This is a genomic window from Leptospira yasudae (genome assembly GCF_003545925.1).
Taxonomy (GTDB): Bacteria; Spirochaetota; Leptospiria; order Leptospirales; family Leptospiraceae; genus Leptospira; species Leptospira yasudae.
This window is the reverse complement of sequence record NZ_QHCU01000005.1, coordinates 390,670-414,440: the sequence shown is the minus strand read 5'-3', so window position 1 is coordinate 414,440 and position 23,771 is coordinate 390,670. Positions and strand designations below refer to the sequence as shown.

At 46.6% G+C, this 23,771-nt stretch carries 28 protein-coding genes; 1 reads left to right on the top strand and 27 read right to left on the bottom strand.

Features of this window, described 5'->3' with window-relative positions; translation table 11 throughout:
* Window positions 1-2 precede the first annotated feature (2 nt).
* The 3 genes from DLM76_RS16135 to DLM76_RS16125 form a co-directional block, all read right to left on the bottom strand.
* The gene (locus DLM76_RS16135; RefSeq protein ID WP_118965819.1) at window positions 3-908 is read right to left on the bottom strand and encodes a general secretion pathway protein GspC; all 906 of its coding nucleotides are present in this window, start codon (window positions 906-908) and stop codon (window positions 3-5) included.
* A 64-nt stretch (window positions 909-972) separates the two neighbouring features.
* Window positions 973-1,983 (bottom strand): LysM peptidoglycan-binding domain-containing M23 family metallopeptidase, encoded by a 1,011-nt coding sequence (locus tag DLM76_RS16130; RefSeq protein WP_118956539.1) that lies wholly within the window; start codon window positions 1,981-1,983, stop codon window positions 973-975.
* Window positions 1,952-2,326: a type II secretion system-associated lipoprotein gene (locus DLM76_RS16125; protein ID WP_118956540.1), complete on the bottom strand. Its 375-nt coding sequence runs from the start codon at window positions 2,324-2,326 to the stop codon at window positions 1,952-1,954. The genes DLM76_RS16130 and DLM76_RS16125 overlap by 32 nt, the downstream gene beginning before the upstream one ends.
* A 157-nt stretch (window positions 2,327-2,483) precedes the next feature.
* Between DLM76_RS16125 and DLM76_RS16120 the strand changes: the two genes are divergently transcribed.
* A complete protein-coding gene (locus DLM76_RS16120) occupies window positions 2,484-4,013 on the top strand; it encodes a YifB family Mg chelatase-like AAA ATPase (RefSeq protein ID WP_118965818.1) in 1,530 nt (509 codons plus the stop codon).
* A gap of 19 nt (window positions 4,014-4,032) precedes the next feature.
* Here the strand turns inward: DLM76_RS16120 and DLM76_RS16115 are convergent, their stop codons facing one another.
* The 24 genes from DLM76_RS16115 to lptC form a co-directional block, all read right to left on the bottom strand.
* The gene (locus DLM76_RS16115; RefSeq protein ID WP_118956542.1) at window positions 4,033-4,230 is read right to left on the bottom strand and encodes a hypothetical protein; all 198 of its coding nucleotides are present in this window, start codon (window positions 4,228-4,230) and stop codon (window positions 4,033-4,035) included.
* A 95-nt stretch (window positions 4,231-4,325) separates the two neighbouring features.
* Window positions 4,326-4,676, bottom strand: a complete 351-nt coding sequence (locus DLM76_RS16110; RefSeq protein ID WP_118965817.1) for a YraN family protein — start codon at window positions 4,674-4,676, stop codon at window positions 4,326-4,328.
* Between the two features lie 14 nt (window positions 4,677-4,690).
* Entirely contained in the window at window positions 4,691-5,878 is a 1,188-nt protein-coding gene (locus DLM76_RS16105; RefSeq protein WP_118956544.1) for an HD-GYP domain-containing protein, read from the bottom strand.
* Window positions 5,875-6,144, bottom strand: a complete 270-nt coding sequence (locus DLM76_RS16100; RefSeq protein WP_118965816.1) for an EscU/YscU/HrcU family type III secretion system export apparatus switch protein — start codon at window positions 6,142-6,144, stop codon at window positions 5,875-5,877. The genes DLM76_RS16105 and DLM76_RS16100 overlap by 4 nt, the downstream gene beginning before the upstream one ends.
* On the bottom strand, window positions 6,145-6,888 hold the full coding sequence (locus tag DLM76_RS16095; RefSeq protein ID WP_118965856.1) for a hypothetical protein: 744 nt from the start codon (window positions 6,886-6,888) through the stop codon (window positions 6,145-6,147). It lies immediately after the preceding gene.
* An 85-nt stretch (window positions 6,889-6,973) separates the two neighbouring features.
* Window positions 6,974-7,663 (bottom strand): ribonuclease HII, encoded by a 690-nt coding sequence (gene rnhB / locus DLM76_RS16090; protein ID WP_118965815.1) that lies wholly within the window; start codon window positions 7,661-7,663, stop codon window positions 6,974-6,976.
* A 6-nt stretch (window positions 7,664-7,669) separates the two neighbouring features.
* Window positions 7,670-8,098 carry a 50S ribosomal protein L19 gene (rplS, locus tag DLM76_RS16085; RefSeq protein ID WP_118956547.1) on the bottom strand — a complete coding sequence of 143 codons (429 nt, stop codon included), beginning with the start codon at window positions 8,096-8,098 and terminating at the stop codon, window positions 7,670-7,672.
* Window positions 8,095-8,763, bottom strand: a complete 669-nt coding sequence (gene trmD / locus DLM76_RS16080; protein WP_118956548.1) for a tRNA (guanosine(37)-N1)-methyltransferase TrmD — start codon at window positions 8,761-8,763, stop codon at window positions 8,095-8,097. Before trmD ends, rplS begins: the two co-directional genes overlap by 4 nt.
* Window positions 8,753-9,283, bottom strand: a complete 531-nt coding sequence (gene rimM, locus DLM76_RS16075) for a ribosome maturation factor RimM (protein WP_118965814.1) — start codon at window positions 9,281-9,283, stop codon at window positions 8,753-8,755. The genes trmD and rimM overlap by 11 nt, the downstream gene beginning before the upstream one ends.
* Entirely contained in the window at window positions 9,276-9,506 is a 231-nt protein-coding gene (locus DLM76_RS16070) for a KH domain-containing protein (protein WP_100765313.1), read from the bottom strand. Before DLM76_RS16070 ends, rimM begins: the two co-directional genes overlap by 8 nt.
* Window positions 9,506-9,772, bottom strand: a complete 267-nt coding sequence (gene rpsP, locus DLM76_RS16065) for a 30S ribosomal protein S16 (RefSeq protein ID WP_002176633.1) — start codon at window positions 9,770-9,772, stop codon at window positions 9,506-9,508. Before rpsP ends, DLM76_RS16070 begins: the two co-directional genes overlap by 1 nt.
* A 133-nt stretch (window positions 9,773-9,905) precedes the next feature.
* Window positions 9,906-10,550, bottom strand: a complete 645-nt coding sequence (gene rpe, locus DLM76_RS16060) for a ribulose-phosphate 3-epimerase (RefSeq protein WP_118956550.1) — start codon at window positions 10,548-10,550, stop codon at window positions 9,906-9,908.
* Window positions 10,547-11,542 carry a PASTA domain-containing protein gene (locus DLM76_RS16055; protein WP_118965813.1) on the bottom strand — a complete coding sequence of 332 codons (996 nt, stop codon included), beginning with the start codon at window positions 11,540-11,542 and terminating at the stop codon, window positions 10,547-10,549. The genes rpe and DLM76_RS16055 overlap by 4 nt, the downstream gene beginning before the upstream one ends.
* A complete protein-coding gene (gene fmt / locus DLM76_RS16050) occupies window positions 11,539-12,486 on the bottom strand; it encodes a methionyl-tRNA formyltransferase (RefSeq protein ID WP_118965812.1) in 948 nt (315 codons plus the stop codon). Before fmt ends, DLM76_RS16055 begins: the two co-directional genes overlap by 4 nt.
* Before the next feature lie 22 nt (window positions 12,487-12,508).
* Window positions 12,509-14,452, bottom strand: a complete 1,944-nt coding sequence (priA, locus tag DLM76_RS16045; RefSeq protein ID WP_118965811.1) for a replication restart helicase PriA — start codon at window positions 14,450-14,452, stop codon at window positions 12,509-12,511.
* Window positions 14,449-15,300, bottom strand: coding sequence for a hypothetical protein (locus tag DLM76_RS16040; protein WP_118965810.1), 852 nt, complete (start codon window positions 15,298-15,300; stop codon window positions 14,449-14,451). The genes priA and DLM76_RS16040 overlap by 4 nt, the downstream gene beginning before the upstream one ends.
* On the bottom strand, window positions 15,293-16,639 hold the full coding sequence (locus DLM76_RS16035; RefSeq protein WP_118965809.1) for a sigma-54-dependent transcriptional regulator: 1,347 nt from the start codon (window positions 16,637-16,639) through the stop codon (window positions 15,293-15,295). The genes DLM76_RS16040 and DLM76_RS16035 overlap by 8 nt, the downstream gene beginning before the upstream one ends.
* A 9-nt stretch (window positions 16,640-16,648) precedes the next feature.
* A complete protein-coding gene (locus DLM76_RS16030) occupies window positions 16,649-18,439 on the bottom strand; it encodes an LIC_11548 family sensor histidine kinase (RefSeq protein ID WP_118965808.1) in 1,791 nt (596 codons plus the stop codon).
* Window positions 18,440-18,454: 15 nt separating this feature from the next.
* Window positions 18,455-18,718 carry an HPr family phosphocarrier protein gene (locus tag DLM76_RS16025; RefSeq protein ID WP_118965807.1) on the bottom strand — a complete coding sequence of 88 codons (264 nt, stop codon included), beginning with the start codon at window positions 18,716-18,718 and terminating at the stop codon, window positions 18,455-18,457.
* Window positions 18,690-19,655: an HPr(Ser) kinase/phosphatase gene (gene hprK / locus DLM76_RS16020; protein ID WP_118956558.1), complete on the bottom strand. Its 966-nt coding sequence runs from the start codon at window positions 19,653-19,655 to the stop codon at window positions 18,690-18,692. Before hprK ends, DLM76_RS16025 begins: the two co-directional genes overlap by 29 nt.
* Before the next feature lie 2 nt (window positions 19,656-19,657).
* Window positions 19,658-21,079 (bottom strand): RNA polymerase factor sigma-54, encoded by a 1,422-nt coding sequence (gene rpoN / locus DLM76_RS16015; RefSeq protein ID WP_118956559.1) that lies wholly within the window; start codon window positions 21,077-21,079, stop codon window positions 19,658-19,660.
* Window positions 21,076-21,801 (bottom strand): LPS export ABC transporter ATP-binding protein, encoded by a 726-nt coding sequence (lptB, locus tag DLM76_RS16010; protein ID WP_167450780.1) that lies wholly within the window; start codon window positions 21,799-21,801, stop codon window positions 21,076-21,078. The genes rpoN and lptB overlap by 4 nt, the downstream gene beginning before the upstream one ends.
* A gap of 9 nt (window positions 21,802-21,810) precedes the next feature.
* Window positions 21,811-23,181, bottom strand: a complete 1,371-nt coding sequence (locus tag DLM76_RS16005) for an LptA/OstA family protein (RefSeq protein ID WP_118965806.1) — start codon at window positions 23,179-23,181, stop codon at window positions 21,811-21,813.
* Entirely contained in the window at window positions 23,178-23,762 is a 585-nt protein-coding gene (gene lptC, locus DLM76_RS16000; RefSeq protein ID WP_118956561.1) for an LPS export ABC transporter periplasmic protein LptC, read from the bottom strand. The genes DLM76_RS16005 and lptC overlap by 4 nt, the downstream gene beginning before the upstream one ends.
* Window positions 23,763-23,771 lie beyond the last annotated feature (9 nt).

Genomic DNA, 23,771 nt, shown 5'->3' with positions numbered 1-23,771 from the left:
TTTTAGTTTCTGATAATAAATTCGTAGGTGAGAATCTGGCTACCTCTTTCCACATCTACCGTAATCTTATCGGCAGTTTTTACGGCTCCCCAGATCTCTAACATTTTTTCGGTTTCGGTCAAAGGCATTCCGTTGACTCGTTTGATGATGTCTCCGTTTCTCGCGCCCAACGCGTAGAAGATATGGTCCGGAGCGACGCTGTAGATTTTATAACCGCTGATTTTTCCGTTGATCAAGGCCGGTCCGAAACGTGCGTTTTTGTAGATGGCGGCTGGGTCTTTCAGCTTCCGGTTAACGTCCTGTCTGGAAAGAACCTTGCGAATCGTATCTCCGCCTCCGCTCGGCGCCCCGTCCGCCTTAGCTCCGGCTTCCGGACTCAGTTTGGCGCGAGCCTCGCCGGGGGTTTGGCCGATTTCGACTTTGAGGGCGATTCCGCCTTTTTCTAAAACGACGTAGTTCAGAGCGATCGATTTGATTTTATATCCACCGACGGTTTCTCCGGTTGCGAATTCCTGCGCTTCGGGTTTTCCCTTTTCCACGATGGTGACGCGTGCAAACGACCAGTGGCCGCTCAATGTCCCGGTTACCTTCATTTCTTCGCCTTCTCCCGTATCGGGCGGCGCCGTGGACATTTCCCCCTCTGTGCCTTGCACATCTCCCGCGCGCGATGCGATTCCGCGGATTAAGTTTCCTTGTACCATTTCCTCGTAGGAAGAAAGAGCACGGTTGGTTTCGGGACCCATCTTACGAACGGGAGCCGAATTGGAACCGGCCGCTTGCACCGTAGGATTTAAGAACGCGAGAATCACGGCTCTCAGAAGATACGAAAGAGAATACGAAAAGAATAAGATTACGGGAATGAGCGTGTAAAATGTGTTCTTCCGAAGTTCTAAAAAAATCGCATTCATAGGGGCTTGATCAGTAAATTCTTTTCAAAGAAAGAAGGAAGGATGTTTTCCGACTTTCCGTTAACTACAATCTGGCAAATTTACCGGGATCTAAAGGAGTTACGATCTTCAGGGTTTTTCTGAGGGCCGCGTCCGGGTTGATTCTATTTCCATTTAAGAAAACTTCAAAATGCAAATGAGGACCAGTTGCCGATCCGGTTCTGCCAACGGCACCTATGACCGTTCCCGCGCTGACTCTCGTTCCCTGCTCGATCGTAATTTTCGCGCAGTGGGCGTACATCGTTTTGTAGCCGTTCTCGTGATCGATGATGACCGTATTTCCGTATCCGCCGTTTACGCCGGTAAAGGACACGATTCCGTCCGCGGACGCAAGAATCGGCGCTCCTTGAGAACCGCCGAAGTCGAGACCTGTGTGATACCCGCCGGAGCCGGTATGAAACGGATCTTTTCTTCTTCCGTAACGGGAAGTGACCTTTGCGTTTACCACCGGATAAACAAAGACTTTACGAAACTCCACCTTTTCCCGGCTTGCATTGCGAACCTGAACCGGAATCGAAATGTTCTGTCCGACCTGGAGAGTGGAATTTTTTTTCAGACCGTTTGCCGCGCTGATCTTTTGGACGTTGGTCTTCATCGCTCTTGCGATCTTAGAAAGAGAATCCTTCGGTTTCACTACGTAATTCTTATAGATGACGCCGCTGTGACTGACGATTTTGGAAGAGATGATTTTGTTTACGCTGATAAAACTCGGGAGTTCCAAGTTGGATTTGTCTTTATGATAATTCAGGGAATACTTTTCTTCCTGCCAATTTTCGGGAGATTGGGAGAATAGCTGTTTGATTTTGCGTTCTTCCTTATCGGAAAAGAAGGATGAATCCTTATTCGTGTACTCCGAAATCTCCGCGTCGTAATTCTTCAACGGGTCCGCGGAAAGAGAACTCAGGACCAAAGTGGAGATCAGGGGAATAAAAAACAGTTTTCCATTCACCTTTTTAGTATCGGACTCGGATCTGGCCGATCTTGAACCTGTCCTTCTGGACGATCTATTTTTTCTTTTTGTATTCCACGAGTTCATTGGCTATCAGTTTATCCAGATCCTCTATCGTAATTCGTTTGCCCGCGTAATCGTCGTTGAGCTGATACGCGATCATCCTGCCGATTGCATATTCCCGTTTATGGTCCGCGGGGTAACATTTGATCTTCACCATTGAGGGAGTCGATTCGATGTAGATTCGAACGAGCATTCCCTTTTTAAACGTTTCCGTGTTGGAAACCTTTTTGTCTTGGATCAGGTAATAAATTTTTTCCGCGTAGTGCTCGTTTACTTGAGCGATCGAATCCTTTCGAATCAACCGGTTCCCGCAGCCCGCGAGAAAAAGAAAGATCGCCGGAAGCAGGAAAACGCGGATACGAAACATTTCAGAGCAAAATTACAGAGGGGGAAGCGTTTTGAAAGGAGTTTTTTTGCAAAAGACCGGAGGAAGGCTTAATTTTTCGCGTTCTCCCCTCGATTTCTAACACAAAAGCGTTACCCTTCTTCCTCGATCGGAACCGTAGAAAGACGGAGGGATCGCGATGAAAAATTCTTGGATTTGTTTGGCGGGCGCGAATTTAGAAGGACTCGACTCCTTCGTGGTCGGAGTCGAAATCAACCTCAAGCGAGGACTGCCCCGTTTTATGATCACGGGCTTGGCCGCTCAATCGATCCGCGAGTCAGCCGAACGGGTCCGAGTGGCCCTTGAGAACAGCGGATATACCTGCCCGTTTCAAAATATTCTGGTCAACCTCGCTCCGGCAGGAAGAAAAAAGGAAGGAACGTTGCTGGATCTTTCGATCGCTTGCGGAATCCTCGCGTTGACCGGACAAATCTTTCCTTCCGGAAAATTAAAGCGAACTCTCTTTTTGGGAGAATTGGGTTTGGACGGAAGTCTGAAACCGCTCAAAGGTGTGCTTCCGATTCTTTCCGGAATCTCTTCCGAAAAATACGATACCGTGATTCTTCCGTTTCAAAACCGTGAGGAAGCGGCCGTTCTCCGCAAGTTCGAAGTCTTTGGAATTGCTCATCTGAAAGAATTGGAAGACGTATTTGAAAATCGAAAAAGTTCGGAATCGATTTCGAAAATTCGAATTCGAGAAACGCAGATCACGAAAAGTTTCGAACTCTATCAAGATCAGATGGTCGCTTTCCGAGCCGTAGAAATCGCGGCCGCAGGTTGGCATCATCTTTTGCTTTCCGGACCGCCGGGAATCGGAAAAAGCCTTTTGGCGAGGATGCTCGGACTTTTGCTTCCTTCTCCGGAAGAAGACGAAGCATTCGATATTTTGAAAATACGATCCGCGATTTCTCCTTTGAAAGAGATGATCGTGGAACGTCCCTACCGCGCTCCTCATCATACGACTTCCGACATTGCCTTGGTGGGCGGAGGACGAGAATTGAGAATGGGAGAAGTTACATTAGCAAATCGTGGTATTCTTTTCTTGGACGAACTCGCGGAATATAAATCAGGAATTCTGCAGTCGCTCCGAGAACCGATGGAAGAAGGAAATATCACCGTTTCCAGAATCAGCGGGAGCGTCGTTTATCCGGCGCAATTTCTTCTCGTGGCGGCGACCAATCCTTGTCCTTGCGGATTGAGCGGCGTGGAAGACGGAGGTTGCACTTGCACTCCTCCTCGGATTAAAAAATACCAAGCTCCCTACTCCGGCCCGTTTCGAGATCGGATCGATCTTGAAGTCCGTATGTTTCCTCTCAAAGAGAACAAGCGCAAACGAGTTCCTATTTTTTTGGAAGAATCCAAGGCGCAGATTCGAGAGGCGGTAAAAATACAAAGAAGCCGTTATCAAGGAAAGGAATTTTATTTCAACGGACAACTCCGCGGAGAATCCGTGAATTCGTATCTTCGGTTCGGTTCCGCCTGCGAAGACATACTCGAGGCCGAGATGAGAAAACGAAAGTTGAGTATTCGGAAGTTCAATCAGATTCGGAAAGTGGCCCGCACGATCGCGGATTTGGAAGGAAAGGAGTCCGTGGAAGAAAAGCACCTTCTAGAGGCCCTGAATTTCCAGAATGCCGGAAATTACGGAGAAAACAGGGCCGTCGCTTAATTCCCGTTAAGCGAGAAGTCTATTTTGCAAGAAAATGGGAGATTTCCATCGCAATTTTATCGATCGCAAAATCGATATACGTTGGGTCCTCCAGCTTCTTTTTATAATCCTCAAATTTTCGCTTTTTTACCGGCATTCCGCGTTTCCGCAGAATGACCGGATCCGGACCAAAGTCATCTGACTCGGCCAGATTCCCTAAAATCGTGATGCTCTTCATAGTTACTTCCTTGTAACGATTTAAGGCTCTCTTCCTTGAGAACCCGCAGACAATTTAAGAATTCGGTGGATCTTGAAAGTACCTGAATCACTATTTCAAAAGAGGTCAGGATAATATTCACATCCCTTTTTCGCATTTACGGAGACAAGACAGAATGAGACAAAATGGTCGCGGAAGGAACCATGTTGGGAGAGAAATCCGTTTGCGGCGGTTCTCATCCGGTTTTGTTTTGAGGAATGGAATGTGAAACGCGGATCGAAGTCTTGGGATTCTTTCCAGTGTTTGACTTCGTTGAAGAAAAGAACTTCTTCTTTGGTGGAGATTATGTCGATCTCGAAACGCAGATAACGGTAGTTTCTCGCGACAATTTCGTGTCCGAGGGAAATTAAAAATTGAGCGGCGATTTCTTCCCCTTCTTTACCTTTGATCGTTTTGAATCGGCTCAAAGAAAAGGAAGAAATTACGCCGTGACTTCCTGCAAATCCACGGGACGGGAAATGAAGAGATTGGTCTCTTTCAGAAGATCCACGAGGATCAGATTTCGGACCATTTCTCCATATTCATCTTTTATAATACGAATGCAGGGACGGATCGGCTTATCCGGGTTCGGGCCGAGAACGACTCCGATCCGCTTGTCCGACAACTCGATGCAGGATCCGACCGGATATAAGGAAAGATGACCTAAGAGAGTTCTCACGAGCTTGAGATCGAATTTTCCCACGTCCATGCTGATCATGGATTTGATCGCTTCGTGCGGGAGAATTTTCTTTCTATGAGGACGATTGGTCACGAGCGCGGAGAAGTTATCCGCAATCGCGTAAATTCTCGCCTGTTCTTCGATCGCGTTTCCGGCTAACTTTTGAGGATATCCGTTCCCGTCGTAACGTTCGTGGTGTTGGAGCGCGACGATCGCGAGATTGTTTTTGAGTTTCATCTTTTGGGAAAGAATTTGATACCCCAAAATCGTATGTTTCATGATCGTCTTGAATTCTTCGTCCGTGAGTTGTTCGTTCTTTTCGGAAACGGCGGCGGGAACCTTGCTCATCCCGATATCCGCAAGAAGACAGGAAATTCCAAGATCGATCATCTTCGGTCTGGAATATTCCAGAAGTTTCCCTAAGATCAAAGAGTAGAACGTAGCGTTTGCGATCTGATTGTAAAGATAGTATCCCGAAGGATTGTTCGCCAGTATCAAATAGGAGATGTTCTGATTGGAGCGGACAAAGTCGGTCAGTTTTTCGGCGATTTCGCGAACCGGCGTCACTTCCAAAGGCTTTTCATCCAGCGTCTTTTTGAAGACGTCCTGGATGACTTGCGTGGATTCTCTAAATAAATTTCCGAATGTGACTTTAATCCGATTGAGATTGTCGTAAACCGCTTTGAGGGGTTGAAGTTCGTCATCTACGACGGTGTTGACGATGATATCGTCGATGCTCGTTTCGAGAAGTTCCGGGTCGGAGGACACTCCGCCAAGCTGGAGAATTTCTCCGGCGGTCATAACTTCCTGAATTCCGAATTTATTCAAACGGTCCAGATCGCTGTCCGTAACCGGAGTATTGGAAGTGATAAATAAATTATCCTTATCCAAATAGACTGGCTTTGAAAATCTCATCCCCGGTTTGAGTTCGGATACGGCAAACTTCTTCATTTTAACATTTCCCTTTTTCCGGAATTTGAATCCAATTCCAGGATCATGGAGAATATCGCTCCAACAGCCCTATAAAGATTTTCGGGAATTTCCGTTCCGATCGGTAGTTCCGAAAGGGATTCCGCGAGAATCGGATTTTCAACGATTGGAACCGAATTTCTCTGTGCAATTTTACGAATCGTGTCTCCTAAAAGTCCTGAGGCGGAAGCCGTGATTACAGGCGCGTCGTTTTGTTTCGGAATAAATTTCAGAGCCACACTGATCATTTACGCATTCCATTCCTTTTGAGTTTGAGACGGTTTATAAGCCAAATTGTATCCCTGAAAACTCACAGACGACTCGGTTAGGATTCTCTTAAATTTTTCTTTGTTTTGGCAAGCATGCAAGTACATTTTAAAATTATCAAACGTAGCGTTGATTTGCAGGTCTTCTCCCGTAGTTTCCTTCCATAAGAATAGAACCATCGTCTTTCCGGTTTTTTCGGATTGGATCCGAAATAGGAACTTTTTTGTTTCTTCCTTCGGATCAAAGATCCCTTCCGCGTTTCCTCCCGAAAATTCCCAACGAAAATACGGTAATTCCGCATTCCATTCTAAAAATGGGTAATACGATTTTAGAACTTTGAACACCGCGGTTTCAGGTGACGTGTCCTTGAACTCTCCGCCGCTCAGTTTTTCGGAAAGCTCCCGAACGCTTAGACCCATGTTCTCCGATTTCAAGGGAGAATTTTCAGAACCTTTCAGTTCTCTTTCTAAAATTCGGAGTTCGATTCCTTTCTTGTTCGGCTTTGCGGTCAAAGTCAAAAGTTCTCCCTTTATCAAGGGAGTTGAATCGGTGTTCACTTTGATCTTTTTCGATCCGAAAGAAATCCAAGCCCCTCCCAGAAAGGTTTCAAGAACGATAGCTTTTACGTTCGTATTCCAGGAAAATACGCCGGACTTCACTACCTCGGATTCTTTTCCGGAAAAAAGAAGCGTGTTTCCCCCGGAAACGTCCGCGGAAAGTTTCATTCGGATCCCTTCCTGATACAAATTCTATCTTGCATGATCTCCGACCGGAACGAAGACAACGATCCATGCGGATCGACGCCCGGTTTTACTGATTAGACTTGGAAACCGGTTCTAGAAATTTTCCGGTAAAACTTCTTCTATGAATATCGGAAAGCCCGTGCCGAAGAATCAGTTCCTCGTGCAGTTTTGTTCCGTATCCTTTGTGTTGTTCAAATTGATAGTGAGGAAATTTTTTGGCGACCGAGACCATATAACGGTCTCGGCCGACTTTCGCAAGAATGGATGCGGCGGCGATGCTTACGATTCTAAGATCGCCCTTGGTGTAAAAAGAGGTTCGGTTTTTTAGATAACTCCATTCCGGGTATCGATTGAAGTTATAGTTTCCGTCGATCAAGAGTTGCAACGGAAGAGTCGATTGGGTGGAACGAATCACGAGTTTCGCGCATCTTCGAATTCCCTCGAGAACGGCTCGGTTGATTCCCTGACGATCGATGTAGTTCGGACTCAGGAAGGTTCTATAAGAGATTTGAGCCGTTTTTAGAATTTCTGGATACAGTGATTCGCGTTTCTTCTCGGAGAGTTTTTTGGAATCGGTCAAACCTTGCAGAATCTTTCCTTCGAGAATCGAGGTAAGAGTTTCTTGGGAAAAGGAGACCAGTGCAACAGAAAGAGGCCCCGCATAAGGACCTCTTCCGGCTTCGTCGATTCCGCAGGGAATCGACTCTGAGTAAAACCGGAGTTCTTCCGGTTCAAATCGGGATAGAAATTCCGGCAAACCGGTTTATTCTGCAGGAGCCGCCGCTTTTGCAGCCGCAGCGGAATCTTCCTGCTGTTGTCTTTTTCTATCTTCACTCACGAGAGTTTTACCGCCCTTGAGTTCTTTGATACGAGCCGCTTTACCGGCGAGGTTTCTGAGGTAATAGAGTTTCGCTCTTCTTACTTTACCTTTGCGGATCAGTTCGATCTTTGCGATTCTCGGGGAAAACAGAGGGAAAATTCTTTCCACTCCGATATCGTAGGAAACTCTGCGAACGGTGAATGATTTTCCGTTTGCTTCGTTCGCGATGGAGATTACAACCCCTTCGTAAACCTGAACTCTTTCCTTACCGGATTCAACGATTTTATAATGTACTTTAACGGTATCGCCTACTGCGAAGTTTTGTTTTCTTTCAGCGTCTGAAGTCAATACTTCTCTTAAAAGTTGATTCATAATTTCCTCTCTTGATCGGGGTCGATCTTCTTTCTATTTTGTTCCCTCCACGCCTCTATATGTGCGTGGTTGCCGCTGAGCAGGACGTCAGGAACTTTCCATCCATTGTATTCCGAGGGTTTTGTGTATTGGGGATATTCCAAAACATCGGGACGGTTGTGCGACTCGTCCAGAAGGCTTTCATCAGCCCCTAAAAAACCCGGCAGAAGTCTGGACACCGCATCCGCGATACAAATGCTGGCCAAATCCCCGGCAGATAATACATAATTTCCAAGGGACATTTCCATGTCAACTAGATGTTCTGCAACACGGTGATCCACGCCTTCGTAATAACCCGAAATGAAAGTCAAAGGTTTTCCGGCTTCTTTCAACTTGGTCGCAATGCCTTGGTGAAACGGAACTCCCGATGGAGAAGTCAAGATCACGGTTCCCTTGTCTTCTCCCAAAGATAAAAGCGCTTTGTGAATCGGTTCGACTCGCAGAAGCATTCCCGGTCCGCCTCCGTAAATCGTATCGTCTACGCGGTTGTGTTTGTTTCCGGAGAAGTTTCGCAGTTGTACGAGATTTACGGAGAAGACTCCCGACTCGATTGCTTTTTGTTGAAGCCCTTCTGAAAAGTAGGATTGGATCTTTTCGGGAAAAAGAGTGATGAAATTAAACTTCATTCCAAACCTCCGGCTGAATTAAAACGACGGTTTTGGCTTGGACGTCGACCTTCCCGACAAAAACTCCGATGAACGGAATGAGAACTTCTTCCCCATTCTGTTTTGCAAAGATCAAAATCGGATGAGCCGGATTGTCCTGCACATCGGTCAATTTCCAATGAAGAAGGTTTCCTGTTTCATCCACGGCTTGGAGACCGATCAAATCCCGGATATAAAACTCGTCTTTGGTTTTGATTTTAGGAAGAAGGTTTTGCGGTAAGTGCAAAAGACCGCCGATCCATTTTTCCGCTTCTTCGGGCGTGGAAACTCCCTCAAAACGAACGACGAACTTTCCAGTATGCGGTTTGATTTCTAAAAGAGTGATTTCCTTTGCGGGAAAGTTCGGATCGGGTTTACTGAGTTTTAAAGTGATCGGAAGTTTGATTTCTGTGAGAACGGATTCGCGGACATTGAAACGCAACCACCCTTTGATTCCAAAGGGTTTGCCTAATTGACCGAGTGAAATCCACCCTTCAGTCAATGATTTCTAAGGAGAAGTTTTTTCCTGCTTTTACGGAAGCCGCAGTAAGAATCGCGCGCAGGGATTTTGCGATACGACCGTTCTTACCGATGACCTTTCCCACGTCTTTGGGGGAAACACGGAGTTCGATGATGTTTTGTTCTTCCCCTTCGATTTCCCGAATCACGATTTCATCGGGAAATTCAACGAGAGAAGCAACAATGTACTTCAGTAATTCTTCCATTACTTCTTCAGAGTGGTTTTGTATTCTGCCCAGATTCCTGCGTTTTTAAACAGGTTCAGAACGGTTCCGGTCGGTTGAGCCCCGTTTTTCAGCCAGGTAAGAATTTTCTCTTTGTTGAAGGTAGTCTGTTCTTTGATTTGAGCCGGATGATAGTGACCCACGATATCAACGAATTTTCCGTCTCTAGGCGCTCTGCTGTCAGCGGCAACAATTCTATAATGAGGATCGTGTTTGGTTCCAGTTCTTTGTAATCTAAGCTTTACCAAGGGATGTTTTCCTTTTAACCCATTCTACCGTTTCGGATCGAAAACGTCCGAAAAAAGAATGCATGATTTTTACCAATATTGGACAATATGTCCCCCTGTCAAGAAATGATCCGACAGTAAACGACAAAGTTGTTTATTTCGCGAGAGATTTGAGATTTCTTGCGTTATCAACGGGGTTGCCCGTTTTATAAAGTCCGGCGCCGACTACAACGATATCCACTCCGTTCTTTCCCAGTTCTTGGATATTGGTATCGTTGACTCCTCCGTCCACTTCCAGCTCGATCGGTCGAGATCCGATCAACTCTTTCGCTTTGCGGATTTTTTCCATTCCGTTCGCGATGAACTTTTGTCCGTAAAATCCCGGTTCGACGGTCATGAGAAGAATCAGGTCCACATACGGAAGGACGTTTTCCAGAGAAGAAACGGGAGTTCCCGGGTTGAGAGAAACTCCCACCTTGGTTCCGTGACTTTTGATTTCCTGAGCGAGACGAACGGGAAAGTCCGTCGTTTCGATATGATACGTGATGCAATACGGATTGAGTTCGTAGTATTTGGAAACGTGATTCTCGGGTTTGGAAACCATAAGATGCACGTCCAAGGGAATCGGAGTGAGAGCTTTGACTTCTTTGCTGAGGGCTTCTCCAAAGCTGATCTGTGGAACGAAGTTTCCGTCCATGACGTCCATGTGCATCAAGTCGATGGCGGTCGGATCGTAATCAGGAACGGTTTTTCCGAGTTCGGTAAGTTTTGTGGCTAAGATGGATGCGGAAATTTTCAAAGTTCGTTCTCGTAGGATTTGGATTTTACTTTGGAATCGGTCGCGTCTAACAGCGTGAGTTTGACTGCGCCTTTGCGGTAGAATACGGTTTGGAATTTTTCTCCGTCTTTCAGAGCGACGGGAAGCGTCAATACGTCCGCTTCTTCCTGATTTTCGTTTTTCAGAACCGCTTTGTAGTTTCCGTCGTCTCCGACTTCATAGGAAAAAAGCTCGTAACCGCTTTCCACGGCGAGTTCCGGTTCGAAGTAATACACTTTAAAACGAACCTCGTCTCCTTCCAGTCTCGCGGAGGAAACGAGTCCGTTTTCGGAGCGAACTCTCGTGTTCACGATTTCTTCCACTCTGCTTTTGATTCCGGAACGAGTCAGACTTTTTTGAACGAGAGGAAAAGACGCTCCTTGGAAAGAAGTCGGTGAGAATTCTTCCTTGGTTTTGCTCGGAGCCTTGGTCACGAGTAAGAATACTTTTTCTCTTGCGGATGTGTTTTTACCGGGTTCCGGAATTTGATCGATGACTGTGTTCGGAAGTTGATCCGCTTGCGGTTCGATGTAGGTGATTCCGCCGATCTGCAGTTCCACGTAAGTTTCTCCGGAGAGAACTTTCTGAAGATTCGCCTTTGCGGAATCGATGGACTGCCCTCTTACGTCGGGAACGATCAAACGGTCGAGTCCCGTATTTACGGTCAGAACGATTTTACTTCCCGCTTCGATTTCTCTTCCGGGACGAATGGATTGATACAAAATGATTCCGTCGGTTTTGTCCGGGTAACGTTTGTTTTCCAGACGCACTTTCAATTGAAGACGGTTGAGTTCGTTGTGAACTTCAGGGTAGGATTTTCCGACGAGATCGGGAACGATCACCTTTGCCGTACTTTTGGTTCTTACGAATACGACTAAGAAGGCCGCGCTAAAGAATAAAAGAAGACCGGCCGCTAAGAATAAGATGTAACCTCCGATCGGAAGATACTTTTCCTTGATTTGTTCCTGATTCACCCGAATATTTCCCCTTCTTGGATTCTGAAACCGTTGAGAAAATCGGATGTAGACATCCTGTTTTTATTTTCCGGCTGCAATTCCAGAATTTCCAGAAATCTACCATCACCACACTGCGTAAGAAGGCCTTTTTTGTCCAACCGTTTCAATTTGCCAGGCCCTGGATTCGATTCCGGAGGCAAGGAAGAATGTCTTGTTTTCAGGATGTTCAGTCGTTTGTTCCGGAAGGTCGTTGTCGCCACCGCGTCCGGATACAACGCACGGATTCGGTTGTGAAGTTCTTGCGCGCTTTGGGTCCAATCCAAAATCCGATCTTCCGGTTTGATCTTACCGCAATACGTGGCCCGGGAATGATCCTGCGGTGTTGCGGGAAACGGTTTGCCGTCGAACTCCTTCAAGAGCCGGAGAATGGATTCGATTCCCGCGTCCGTAATTTTATCCATCAAAGTGCCCGTGTCGTCTTCGGGAGTAATTTCTACTTCTTTGGAAACGAGAATATCCCCTTCGTCCATCTTCTCCGTAATGTATTGGATCGTGATTCCCGTTTTTGTATATCCCTTCCAAAGAGCGGTTTGAACGGGAGAAGCTCCGCGCAGATCCGGAAGCAAGGAACCGTGCAAGTTGATCGAGTGAAGCGGAGGATGACGGAAGACTTCTCCGGGAAGAATCGAACCGTACGCGAAGATCACATAAAGATCGGCCGGAAAGGAGCCGAAGTCCGCTAGGGCTTTTTCTTTTTCCTTTTTGATCGATTCGTATTGAAACACGGGAAGATTGTGTTCGAGCGCGATTTTTTTGACGGGCCCCGGTTCGGGAGTTCTGCTCCGGCCCTTGGCCCGATCCGGATTCGTAACGACGAACAAAACTTCCGCGAACGAAGAATCGATCAAAGCTTTTAAAAGTTTTGCGGAATGTTCGGGAGTTCCAAAGTAGCCGATTTTCATTGTGGCGAGTCCTAAAACCTTCTTATACTAAGTCCAAAGGATCGAAGTCGATTTCTAAATACACTTTTTTGGAAAGTTTCAATGGACGAATCTCTTTTTTAAAAATTTCTCTCCAAGCCGGAAGAGAAGACGTTTTGAGAATGATATGATTGCGGAAGTTGGAATCGATTCTGTAAAACGGACAAGGAGCCGGTCCGAGCAAAACCGTATCCTTGGAAGGAAAGTATTTTTTCAAAACGCCGAATACGAGTTCGATGGTTTCAAGGGAAAGCTGTTCGTCCTTGGAACGGGAAACGATTCGAACGAGTCTTGAAAACGGAGGATAAAAAAGATCCTTACGCACGGGAATTTCAGATTCGTAAAATTGAATGTAGTTTTGACTCGTCGCCATCTGAATCACGGGGTGATCGGGTGCGTTGGTTTCGATCAACACTTCTCCCTTGAGTTTGGAGCGGCCCGCCCTTCCGGCGACCTGGGTCAAAAGGGAAAAAACCCGTTCGTTGGCTCGAAAGTCCGGAAGCCCGAGACCGATCCCCGCGTTCAAAACGCCGACTAACGTTACCTGAGACGCGTCGAGTCCTTTCGCGATCATCTGCGTTCCGGTGAGAATGTCGATTTCTCCTCCGAGAAGACGGGAAATGACTTCGTTTAACAAACTTCGGTCCTGGATCGAATCCTGATCCAAACGTTCCACTCTGGTTTGCGGAAATGCTTCGAGAAGATTTTCCTCCAGCTTTTGGGTTCCGGTTCCCTTAAGGGTTAAACTTTCCCCCATTCTTTTTTCGAGAGAATCCAAGGTTTCCGTATGTCCGCAGAGATGACAGATCGCCGTTCCTTTTTTGTGATAACAAAGATTGGTCGTGCAGTTCGGACAGGGCACATAAGAGGAAGTCGCCGGCGAATAGATCAAAGGGCTGTATCCCCTTCTATTTAAAAGAAGAATGACCTGTTCCTTCCTATCCAGTCGTTGTTTGATCGCAAAGGAAAGTTCCGAGCTGAGAACGTTCGATTCCTTTTGATTCTCCACGATGCGCACAGTCGGAGGCAGAACGCCTTCCGGTCGTTTGGTCAAAGTATGAAGATGGATCTTTCCTTCTTTGGCGAGGTGATAGATTTCCAAAGAAGGCGTGGCGGTTCCCATCACGAGAACCGCGTTGTTCGTCTTGCAGCGCTGCATCGCGACCTGACGCGCGTGGTATCTCGGACTGGAATGTTCCTTAAAGGAAGAATCATGATCTTCGTCGATGATGACGAGACCGAGATTGGAAACCGGAGCGAAGACCGCGCTTCTCGTTCCGACCGCGATTCTTTTTTTACCGCTTAAGAGTTCGTTGTATGCCTTGAATTTTTCGGAAACCTTCAGCGCGGAATGGAGAACGGCGAGTTGTCCCGGAAAGATCAATTCCAGTTTGCGAATGATATGAAACGTCAAACTGATTTCGGGAACGAGAAGAATCACGGAACGGTTCGGAGTTTCCAGCGCCTTTTGAATCAGATGGATATAAACTTCCGTCTTACCCGAACCCGTGATTCCGAACAACAGATGTACGGCGGTTTGTCCGAAGGTGGAAAGGATGTTTTGATAAGCGACATTCTGCTCTTCGTTTAACGTTACGGGTTTTCCTTCCGCGTCCGACGGAAAGGCCTCGAGTTTGACCTGCCTTCTTCCGGCGGGAATCATCTTATAGATACATTCTCCAAGAGAAGCGATGTATTGATCCTTCATCCAATACGCGAGATCGATCTGTTCCTGAAGAACGATCGGGGTTTTATCGATGATCTTATCCACCGGAAGAACCTTGTAGTTCGGTTCGTTTTGATGAACGGAGACAATGATCCCCTCTTCTTCCCGATTTCTGAGTTTCGCTAAAACGCGGACTCCGATCCGCGTGTTCGGCGGAACCTCGTATGTGAACGTGTCTTCTTCGACCGGAAGATCGAACGCTACCTCGGCGTAGTGAATCAAAGTACGTCCTTGAGTTTGTTTTGAAACAAGGAGAGTTGGGAAAGAATACTTTCTTTGATCGAGATCTCTTCCTTTTTGATCGTCTCGAATTCGAAGGATTCCTTATCGCCTTTGAAATTTTTGCGTTTGGTTTCGACCGCTGCGATCGCTTCGGGAGAACGTAATACTACCATCGGAACGCCGGGGAGAAAGTCCAACGTTCTTCCCATCATCTCGAGCGCCTTTTCTTTTCCGTAAACCGCGATGGCGCTCGTTCCCAAAAGAATGATTCCTTTGATTTTTTCGGAATCGATGGTTTCTTTGACTTGGGTCTCGCACGTTTCGGTTCTACGCTTCCAATCTTCCGCGTTGGATTTGGAATGAGCGAAGATACATGCGGGATATTCCTGATAATAAAATTCCCGATGACTGAAGCCGAATTGTTTCTGAATCATTCTTCCGAAAAGATCCTCGGCTTCCTTGGTTCTAAAAATCTGATCGGGAGAAGTTTTGGAAAACGAAGGACGGCCGGGAGCGATCTCCGCAGTATAATGAAGTACTAATACTGGTTTTCTTCCCTTAATCAGAAAGTTTCGAACCGCGCTGATTCGATCCGCACAGAGTTTGCAGATAAAGTTTCGTTCCGCGGCCTTGGCGGGTCTGCGGACTTGGATGCCCTCCGCTTCTAATTCCAGGTCGTGCGACTGGGACGTTTGTCCGGAAGGGCTCCAGTCTTCTTTCCAAACGAGTTCCGTAGTTTCGGGCGGTTTTTCTCCGCTCAATTGCAGGATCGGAACCTGCTTTTTTTGGATCAAAAAACGGAGATCACCCAGGATTCTTCCCAGACCTGTGAGTATTTCCTTATCCATCCGTATATTGATCCGAAGAAATGTTAAGCGACTTCATCTTTCGATAGAGATGGGAACGTTCGATTCCCAGGACGCGGGAGGTCCGGGTCACGTTGCCTTCGTTCGTCTGTAATGTTTTTATAATATACTGTCTTTCGAATTCTTCTTTTGCCTTTCGGAAGTCTCCGAGTTCCACCATTTCGTTCGCGGTTTTGAATCCTTTCAATGCGTCTCTTGCGTCGTTCGCGGTGATCGTCGCTCCCACCGTCATAATACAAAGACGTTCCATGATGTTCTTGAGTTCCCGAATGTTTCCCGGCCAAAAGTGGTTTTGGAGAATGGAAACGGCTTCGGATTCGATTTTTTTCGGGGGAAGGTTGTTCTCTTCCAAAGTTCTGGCGATGTAATAATCCACAAGCAAAGGAATGTCCGAGGTTCGTTCGCGCAAGGGAGGAATCGTGATGGGAATCACGTTCAAACGATAGTAGAGGTCCTCGCGAAATTTTCCGTCTCGGATCGCTTCTTCCACGGGGATGTTGGTTGCGGCGATAATGCGAACGTCCACAGTGATGGTTTCGGTGCTTCCTAATTTTTCGAATCTTTGTTCTTGGAGAATCCGAAGCACCTTTGCCTGCGTCGACAAGGACATGTCGCAGATCTCGTCCAGGAATAAGGTTCCTCCGTTTGCGGCCTCGAACTTCCCGATTCTGGAATCGGTTGCGCCCGTAAACGCACCTTTGGTGAATCCGAATAACTCCGATTCGATGAGTTCCTCCGGAATCGCGGCACAGTTCATCTCGACGAAGGGTTGGTCCGCTCTTTTAGAATTTTTGAATATTGTTTTTGCTACGAGTTCCTTTCCGGTTCCGTTCTCCCCGTAGATAAACACGCGCGCGTTCGTCGCCGCGGCTTGTGCGATCGCGAATTTCACTTTTTGGATCGCGGGCGAGTTTCCTAGTATTTCATCATATTCTAATTTAATATCGGATGCGGAGAATTTCTCCTCGGGTTTGATGACGTTCTCGATCGCCTGCAGAACCTTTTCGATGGAAAGAGGTTTTTCCAAAAAGTCGACCGCGCCTTTTTTAGTCGCCGCGACCGCGATCTCGATCGTTCCGTGTCCCGAAATCATCAACACGGGAAGCGTAGGATAGAGCTTTTTGCATTCGTCCAGAACGACGATTCCGTCTTCTTTGCCGAGCCAAACGTCGAGTAAAACCAAAGATGGTCGTTCGCTTTTGAGTTGTTTGAGAAGCGTTTTGCCAGTGGAGAACGTTTCGACTTCGAAATCCTCATCCTCTAAAATTTCTTTCAGAGATTTACGGATTTCAGGTTCGTCGTCTGCGATAAAAATTTTCATGAAAGCGGTTTAGGATACGGGAAGTTCGATCTGAAAACGGCAACCGCCCATACGGGAAGAATCTACAGAGATATGCCCGTTGTGGTCAATCACACTTTTCTGTACGATCGCAAGACCGATTCCGGAGGTATTGCTGTTTTTCGTCGAGTAATAGGGTTCGAACACTTTCTGCTGCAGTTCGGGAGAGATTCCGATTCCGTTGTCCTCGATCGAAATGATCGCTACTCTTCGCATAATCTTTCTCGTTAACGTCGCCGAGATTAAAATCGAACCTTCGTAATCGGGATTTTCCTCTTTTTCGCGTTTTCTTTCGATCGCTTCCACGGAATTTTTTACGAGGTTCGTAAAAACGCGGAGAATGATTTTCTGATCCAGAAATAACTGCGGAAATCCTTTCGCGATGTTCGTGGTGATTTTGAGTTTCGGAGTGTGTTCGAATAACTTCACGGCTTCCAGAAGAATGGGTTCCAAGTTTTGATTGATGAGTTTCGGTGCGGGCATGCGCGCAAAATCGGAGAACTCGTTCACCAGATGTTCGAGAACGCGCACCTGTTTGATGATCGTGTCCGTTCCCGTCGCTACGATTTCATGAAACTGTTCTAGATTTTCCGTTTTCATTTTTCTGCGGATTCGTTCCGCAGACAGTTGGATCGGTGTTAACGGATTTTTGATTTCGTGGGCCATTCTCTGGGCCACTTCTTTCCAAGCGGCGATTCTTTGACTGCGCATGAGTTCCGCGTCTTTGGATTTTAGATCCTGAACCATCTGGTTGAAAGAATCGATGAGCGCGCCGATTTCTCCCGCTTCGCGGATTTCCAGGTTGATATCGGTTTCGCCCATGGAAATCTTTTGCGTCGCGTTGGCGAGTTCGATGATCGGTCTGGAGATCTTTCTCGCGAACAAAAGGGAGAAGTAAATCGCCAAGAGAAAAATCGAAACGGTGATGATACTGAACGTTAAGCGAATTCGATACGGAAGTTTTTCCTTTGCCAAGTCCGCGCGATCGTAATTTCTTCTCGTAGAAATCAAAGAATATACGATCTTCTCTTCTCCTTTGTGGATTCGGATCCCGGTTTGAAGAACGTATTGGCCGATCGGAAACGGAACTCGGATAAAATACATACAATAATCCGGACGATAACTTAAGAATTCGGTCCAATTGGAAGTTTTGGAAAATGCCTTGAAATTCTTTTCTACCGGTCTGTATTTTAATCCCCGGTTTTCCAAAACGGATTTTTCATTTTCGTAAATTCCCACATAGAATTCGTCGCTTTGAATGAGATTCAGTTTGGAAGCTCCGGCGACGAGGGATTCCAAGTTGAGAGGCTGCATTCGTAAAAAACTTTCCAGCAGGCGCGTCTTTTCCACGAGAAGTTTCTTTTTCGGTTTTTCCTCGTTTAGAATCAGCATTTCCCCCGAGGAAAGCGCCTCTTCCACGTCGATCCCGTAGAATCGTTCGTACAGTTTTCCGGTGATGTTCGAGGAAAGAAAGAGGATCGGAACCGAAGGAAGGAGCGCGACGAAGATGAACGACAACGTTAGACGATACCGGATCGAACTTTTGAGCCTGCCGGTTTCCAGATTTCTTTTATTTCTGTAAAAGTAAGAGATCAGAAGGGAAAGAGAAAAAAGAGGAATGAAATAAAAGATATAAACGACGATTCGATCCAGAAATCCGATGTCTTCCGGAAAAGAATCTTTGCCGGAAAACTGTATCAATTCCGCAAGAACCACGGAAAGCAGGATGATCAAACCTAGGATCAGAAGATCCCTTAGATAATATCTGGTTTCGTCGTTCATGAGGTTTCGGTTTTGTTAAACGAAATCGTTGTTTACGATATTGCTCAGAGCCTCCAAGGCTTCGTCTTCCTTTTCGCCCTTGACTTGTATCTTGAATTCGTTACCGGGCGCGAGCGCGAGCATCATGAGTCCCATGATGCTCTTCCCGTTCACTTCCACGTCGTCCTTTACGACCGTGATTTCACAGGGGAACTTGGACGCGCAGTTGACGAAGACGGACGCCGGTCTTGCGTGCATACCCGTTCCGTTTTCATTGATTTTGAGGAGAATTTCTTTCAACTTTGCCCTGCTGTAGATATTGACTCAATTTTTGATTGAATTCCTGCGCCGCGTTCTTGCCGAGTTTGCGCAAACGCTGATTCATCGCGGCGGTTTCCACGATGATCGGAATGTTTCTTCCGGGACGAACCGGAACCTTGATCAGAGGAATCTGAACGCCTAACAGTTCTTCGGTGGGATTTTCGAGTCCCGTTCTGTCGAAATCCTTGTCTTCGGTCCATTCTTCGAGGTGGATGATGAGTTCTATGAGTTTGTGATCGCGCACCGAACCGATTCCGAATATATCCTTAATATTCAAAATTCCTAATCCACGGATTTCCATGTGGTGTCTCAACAAATCCGAACAGGTTCCGATCAGATAACTTTCCGAAAGTCTGCGGATTTCCACCATGTCGTCGGCGACAAGACGATGTCCTCTTTCGATGAGTTCGAGTGCGGTTTCGCTTTTTCCAACGCCGCTTTTTCCGGAAAGAAGAATTCCGATCCCGAATACTTCGATTAAAACTCCGTGCCGCATCGTTCTCGGGGCGAGACTTCGATCTAAAATTCCCGAAATCAAAGTGATGAATTTATGCGTGGAAACTTCCGAGATCATCAGGGGAATGCCGAGCTGTTCGCAATTCTCCACAAAAATCGGAGGGGGCATGTTCCCGTGCGTGAAGATGATACAATTCAGATGAAAGCTGAAAAAATCGGCGGCGATTTTTTTAAGATCTTCCGGAGTTCGGGAAGTGATGTAAGCCCATTCTCCTTTGCCGAAAATTTGAATCCGATCGTGCGCAAAACTTTCATAAAATCCCGTAAGAGAAAGTCCGGGACGATTGATCTCGGACATATTGATTCGATTCGTGAGTCCTTTTTCACCCGCGAGCATACGCAGACCCAACTCTTCGTGTTCGTTGAGAATATTCGAAACGTTGATTCCGGGCATCGACATGGTTATCTGGACTCCAAAGACTTCACTTTTTTTCTCTGACTGGACGGAAGAATCTTCAAGATCTTTCTGTATTTCGCGACGGTTCTACGCGCGATTTCGATTCCCTGCTTCTGGATCGCTTCCACGATTTCCTGATCGGAAAGAGGATTGTCGGATTGTTCTTCTCGTACGAGATTGCGGATGAGGTCGTGAATTTTTTTGGAGGATTCGATTCCTCCTTCTGCGGAGCGAACACCCGAAGAGAAAAACCATTTTAACTCGAGAATCCCCCGGGAAGTCTGTATGTATTTGTTGGACGTGATTCTCGAAACCGTGGACTCGTGCATCTCCAGTTTTTCGGCTATGTCTTTGAGAGTCAGGGGTTTGATGAATTGAATCCCTTTTTGAAAAAAAGGAGTCTGCATTTCGATGATGGCCGATGTGACTTTGAATAGGGTTTGTCTTCTTTGATTGACCGATCGAATCAGCCATTCCGCGGAACTGAGTTTCGTATTGATGTATTCCTTGTCCGCTTCCTTTGCGTTTTTTAGAATATTCTTATATTCTTTATTGATTTTGAGCCGGGGAATCCATTCGTCGTTGATGTAGATGTCGAATTCTCCCTCCACTTCGCGAACGATGACGTCCGGAATCACGTAGTCCGGTTTGTTCGGAGTGTAAAGCGTGGCCGGATACGGTTCGAGTTTTTTGATTTCGGCCGCGAGGGCTTCCACGGCTTCGAGGGAAAGTTCCATCTTTTTGGAAATCGATTTATAATCGAGCTTCTCCAAATCCTTGATATGATCGCGGATCAGAGTATGAAGTTTTTCATCCTCGGGTTTCAGGATTTTTGCTTGGATCAAGAGAGTCTCTTGAACGTCCTTTGCTCCGATTCCGATCGGATCGAGTCTGTGAATCTGATCGAGAACCTTGCGGACCTTTTTTTCGTTCAACTTCATTTCCGCACAAAGATCGGGAATCGGTATCGCGATAAACCCGTGATCGTCGAGCATCGAGATCAGAATCTCTCCGATGGAAATTTCATCCGGCTTTAAATTGGAAAGCCGGAGCTGCCAAAGCAAATGCTCCGACAAAGAACTTTTTTCGGGAGAAGATTCGATGTATTTTTGATTTCGATCGGATGCGTCCGAGCCTGCGCTGCCCGCCTTGTCCAGGGAAAAATTATCCTGCCAAGTCACGTCCGAGTTTTTGATAAAGTCGTTCTTCTCTTTTCTACGAAGATCGTCCCTGCTGTAGAGGTCCGGTGTTCTGTTTCTTTCGGAAGCGTATTCTTCCTCGAGCATCGGATTTTCCACAAGCTCCGAACTGATCCGATCCGAAAGTTCCAAAGTCGATAAGGGTAAGAGTTCTATGGACTGTCGCAAGTCCTGGGTCATCACCAGTTTCTGGGTTTGTTTTTGAACCAGTGAGTGACTGAGATTCACAGCGTAAAATCCTCGCCCAGATAGATTCTTCTCGTTTCGGGATCGTTGACAAGATCGTGTGTGGAACCGGAAATCAAAATTCTTCCGCTGTACATGATATACGCTCGATCGGTGATCTTCAACGTTTCCCGTACGTTGTGGTCCGTGATCAAAATTCCAAGCCCTCTATCCTTTAGGGATTGAATCACGGTTTGAATGTCCTTGACCGCGATCGGATCAACGCCCGCGAACGGTTCGTCTAACAGGATAAAGTCGGGATTGGTCACGAGCGCTCTCGCGATCTCGCAGCGTCTTCTTTCTCCCCCGGAAAGAGTATAACCCTTTTGATTGGCGACGCGCATGATCTGCAATTCGATCAGAAGCGCGTCCCTTCTTTGGATGATCTCTTCTCTGGAAAGATTCATCGTTTCCAGAATCGCTTCCAGATTTTCGGCGACGGTCAATTTACGAAAGATGGACGCTTCTTGAGCGAGATAACCCACTCCGAGTCTGGCGCGGATATGCATGGGAGAATCGGTTACGTCTTGTCCGTCGATATAAACTTTGCCCGAATCCGGTCTCACGAAACCTACGGACATATAAAAAGAAGTCGTCTTTCCGGCTCCGTTCGGTCCTAAGAGTCCGACGACTTCCCCTTTTTTGATATTAAAGCTGGCACCATCCACAACCTTTCTTTTGTTGTAGACCTTGACCAAGTTATCCATTCGGAAGGTTTTGCTCATATTCTTAGCTTACTTTCCGGGAACGATTCCGTCCGTCAAAAGAGCGCGACCTTCTCTCGGAAAGAATATGATTCTTCCTGCATGTATGTCTCTGCCGTTTTTGCGCAACATCGGATTTCCCTCAAGATACACTTTTTCCTCTTTTTCAAAATACGTGGCGTATTCTCCCGTTGCGGAAGAATCCTTTCCTTCTATAAGAACGTTTCCTCGGATTACGGTTTCGTTTTTATCCATAAACCGTTCGAATTCTACGGCGGTCATCGTGCTCGTGACTGCGTCCGTTTTTTTGTCTAAAAAGTCGATCTTTCCCGAATCGGTCAAATGAATGTACTGGTCGTTTTTAAAGTAGTCAAGGATATTCCCGGAAAGGATCAATCGGTTTTCCCGGTCGTGAACCGTGATTTGATTTCGAGCCTCGATCTTAGAAGAATTTTTTCCGTAGCTCACTAACTTTTCCGCATTCATTTTCAGATTGCGTCGATACAAAGTGGCGTTCCCGTACAGGCCGACTCTGGTTTCTCCGGTTTCGTCCTTATCGCTTACGATCTTATCCCCTTTGAGAATCGCGACTCGCGTGACTTCGCGTTTGATCTTTTCTTCGGCGCCGGGAGAATCCTTTTTGTCCTTGTTTTCCACCGTTTCCGTTTCGGTGTAATTTTGGAAAAGAATACTTTCTCCGGTTAACTCCACTTTGTTGCTATTCGTGTAGAACGTAAGTTCTTTCCCGGTGAGATACCGATCCTTTGCGATCAGAATCGGATCGGGATCGGTCGTGATCTTATCGCTATCCTCGTCAAAAACCGCTTCCTTACAAAGAATGGTGATTTGCGGATGTGCGATGATTACGTTTTCCTTAAGTAGGGTCGTCTTCTTGGCGAGATTCCTTTCGATAAACGTCGCGGAGATTACGGTTTTGACTCCGTTCTTATCCGTGTGGAAAAGCCGCGGACGATCTTTGATAAATACCTTTTCTTCGAACTTATCGTATTCTCCGGTTCCGGCGCGCAGAGTGACTCCGTTGTCTCCGTCTTGAACCACAACTCCTCCGCGCAAATATCCCTTAAAAGCGTCCTTACCGAGGACTTCGATCTGATTTGCGGAGAGTTTTACTTTTTTGTGTTGGATCCACGCTCCTCCTTCGAGGATAAACGCGGTGACTTTCAAACCTCCGATCGTTTTGTCTTCCTGCGTCAAAGAAGATCCTCCCCAAAGAGTCGGGAAGTTCGGAGTCGTGTTTTTCTTTTCCTGGTTTTCGGGAAGAACGTTGACGAACTTGCGGTCCGCGGTTTCGCTTCCGATCGGAATCGGAGGCTTTACGTTTCCGTAATACGGTAAAAACGCAAAGACGATCAAAATGGAGAATGGAAATTTTCGAATCATGGAGAACCGGCCGCTTTGAGCGGATTGGTGCCTCCCTGTGTGATCGCGGTAGGTTTCAGAATCGTAAACTTGTTTAAGTCCTTATCCGCTCTAAGACCGATTCCTCGGATCGTGGTTCCGTCCGCGCTCACGGTCACTTCCGAATCGGAGACGAGTTTTTTCGTATCCATATTGTATTCCATCGCTTTGGCGATGAGGGTTTTGTTGTCTTCGGTCCGTAAGAAAATTTTTCCTTCGAGAATCATCAATCGTGTCTTGTGATTGATCTCCCCTTTTTCGGCGAGAAGTTTGGATTTGAATTTTCCGCCTTCGTACTGATCGAAGTCGATGTTGTAAAAGATCGTTTTATTATCGTTTACGTAAACGTAGGATTCTTCCGCGCGAAGTTCCCACTGGAGTTGTCCTTGGGCGTCGTATGCTTCCCGTTTGAAGTTGCGGATGGAAACGTTGGCGCCGCTTTCCCGCTCCTTCTCCACTCTTTCGTAATTTACTTTTTTACAATTCGTAACCGACAACGAAGACAATCCGCAGGCGATCAGTAGGAAAAAAATCCGAAGCAGATTGCCTGTGTTGCGTTTCATAGAAAGAAC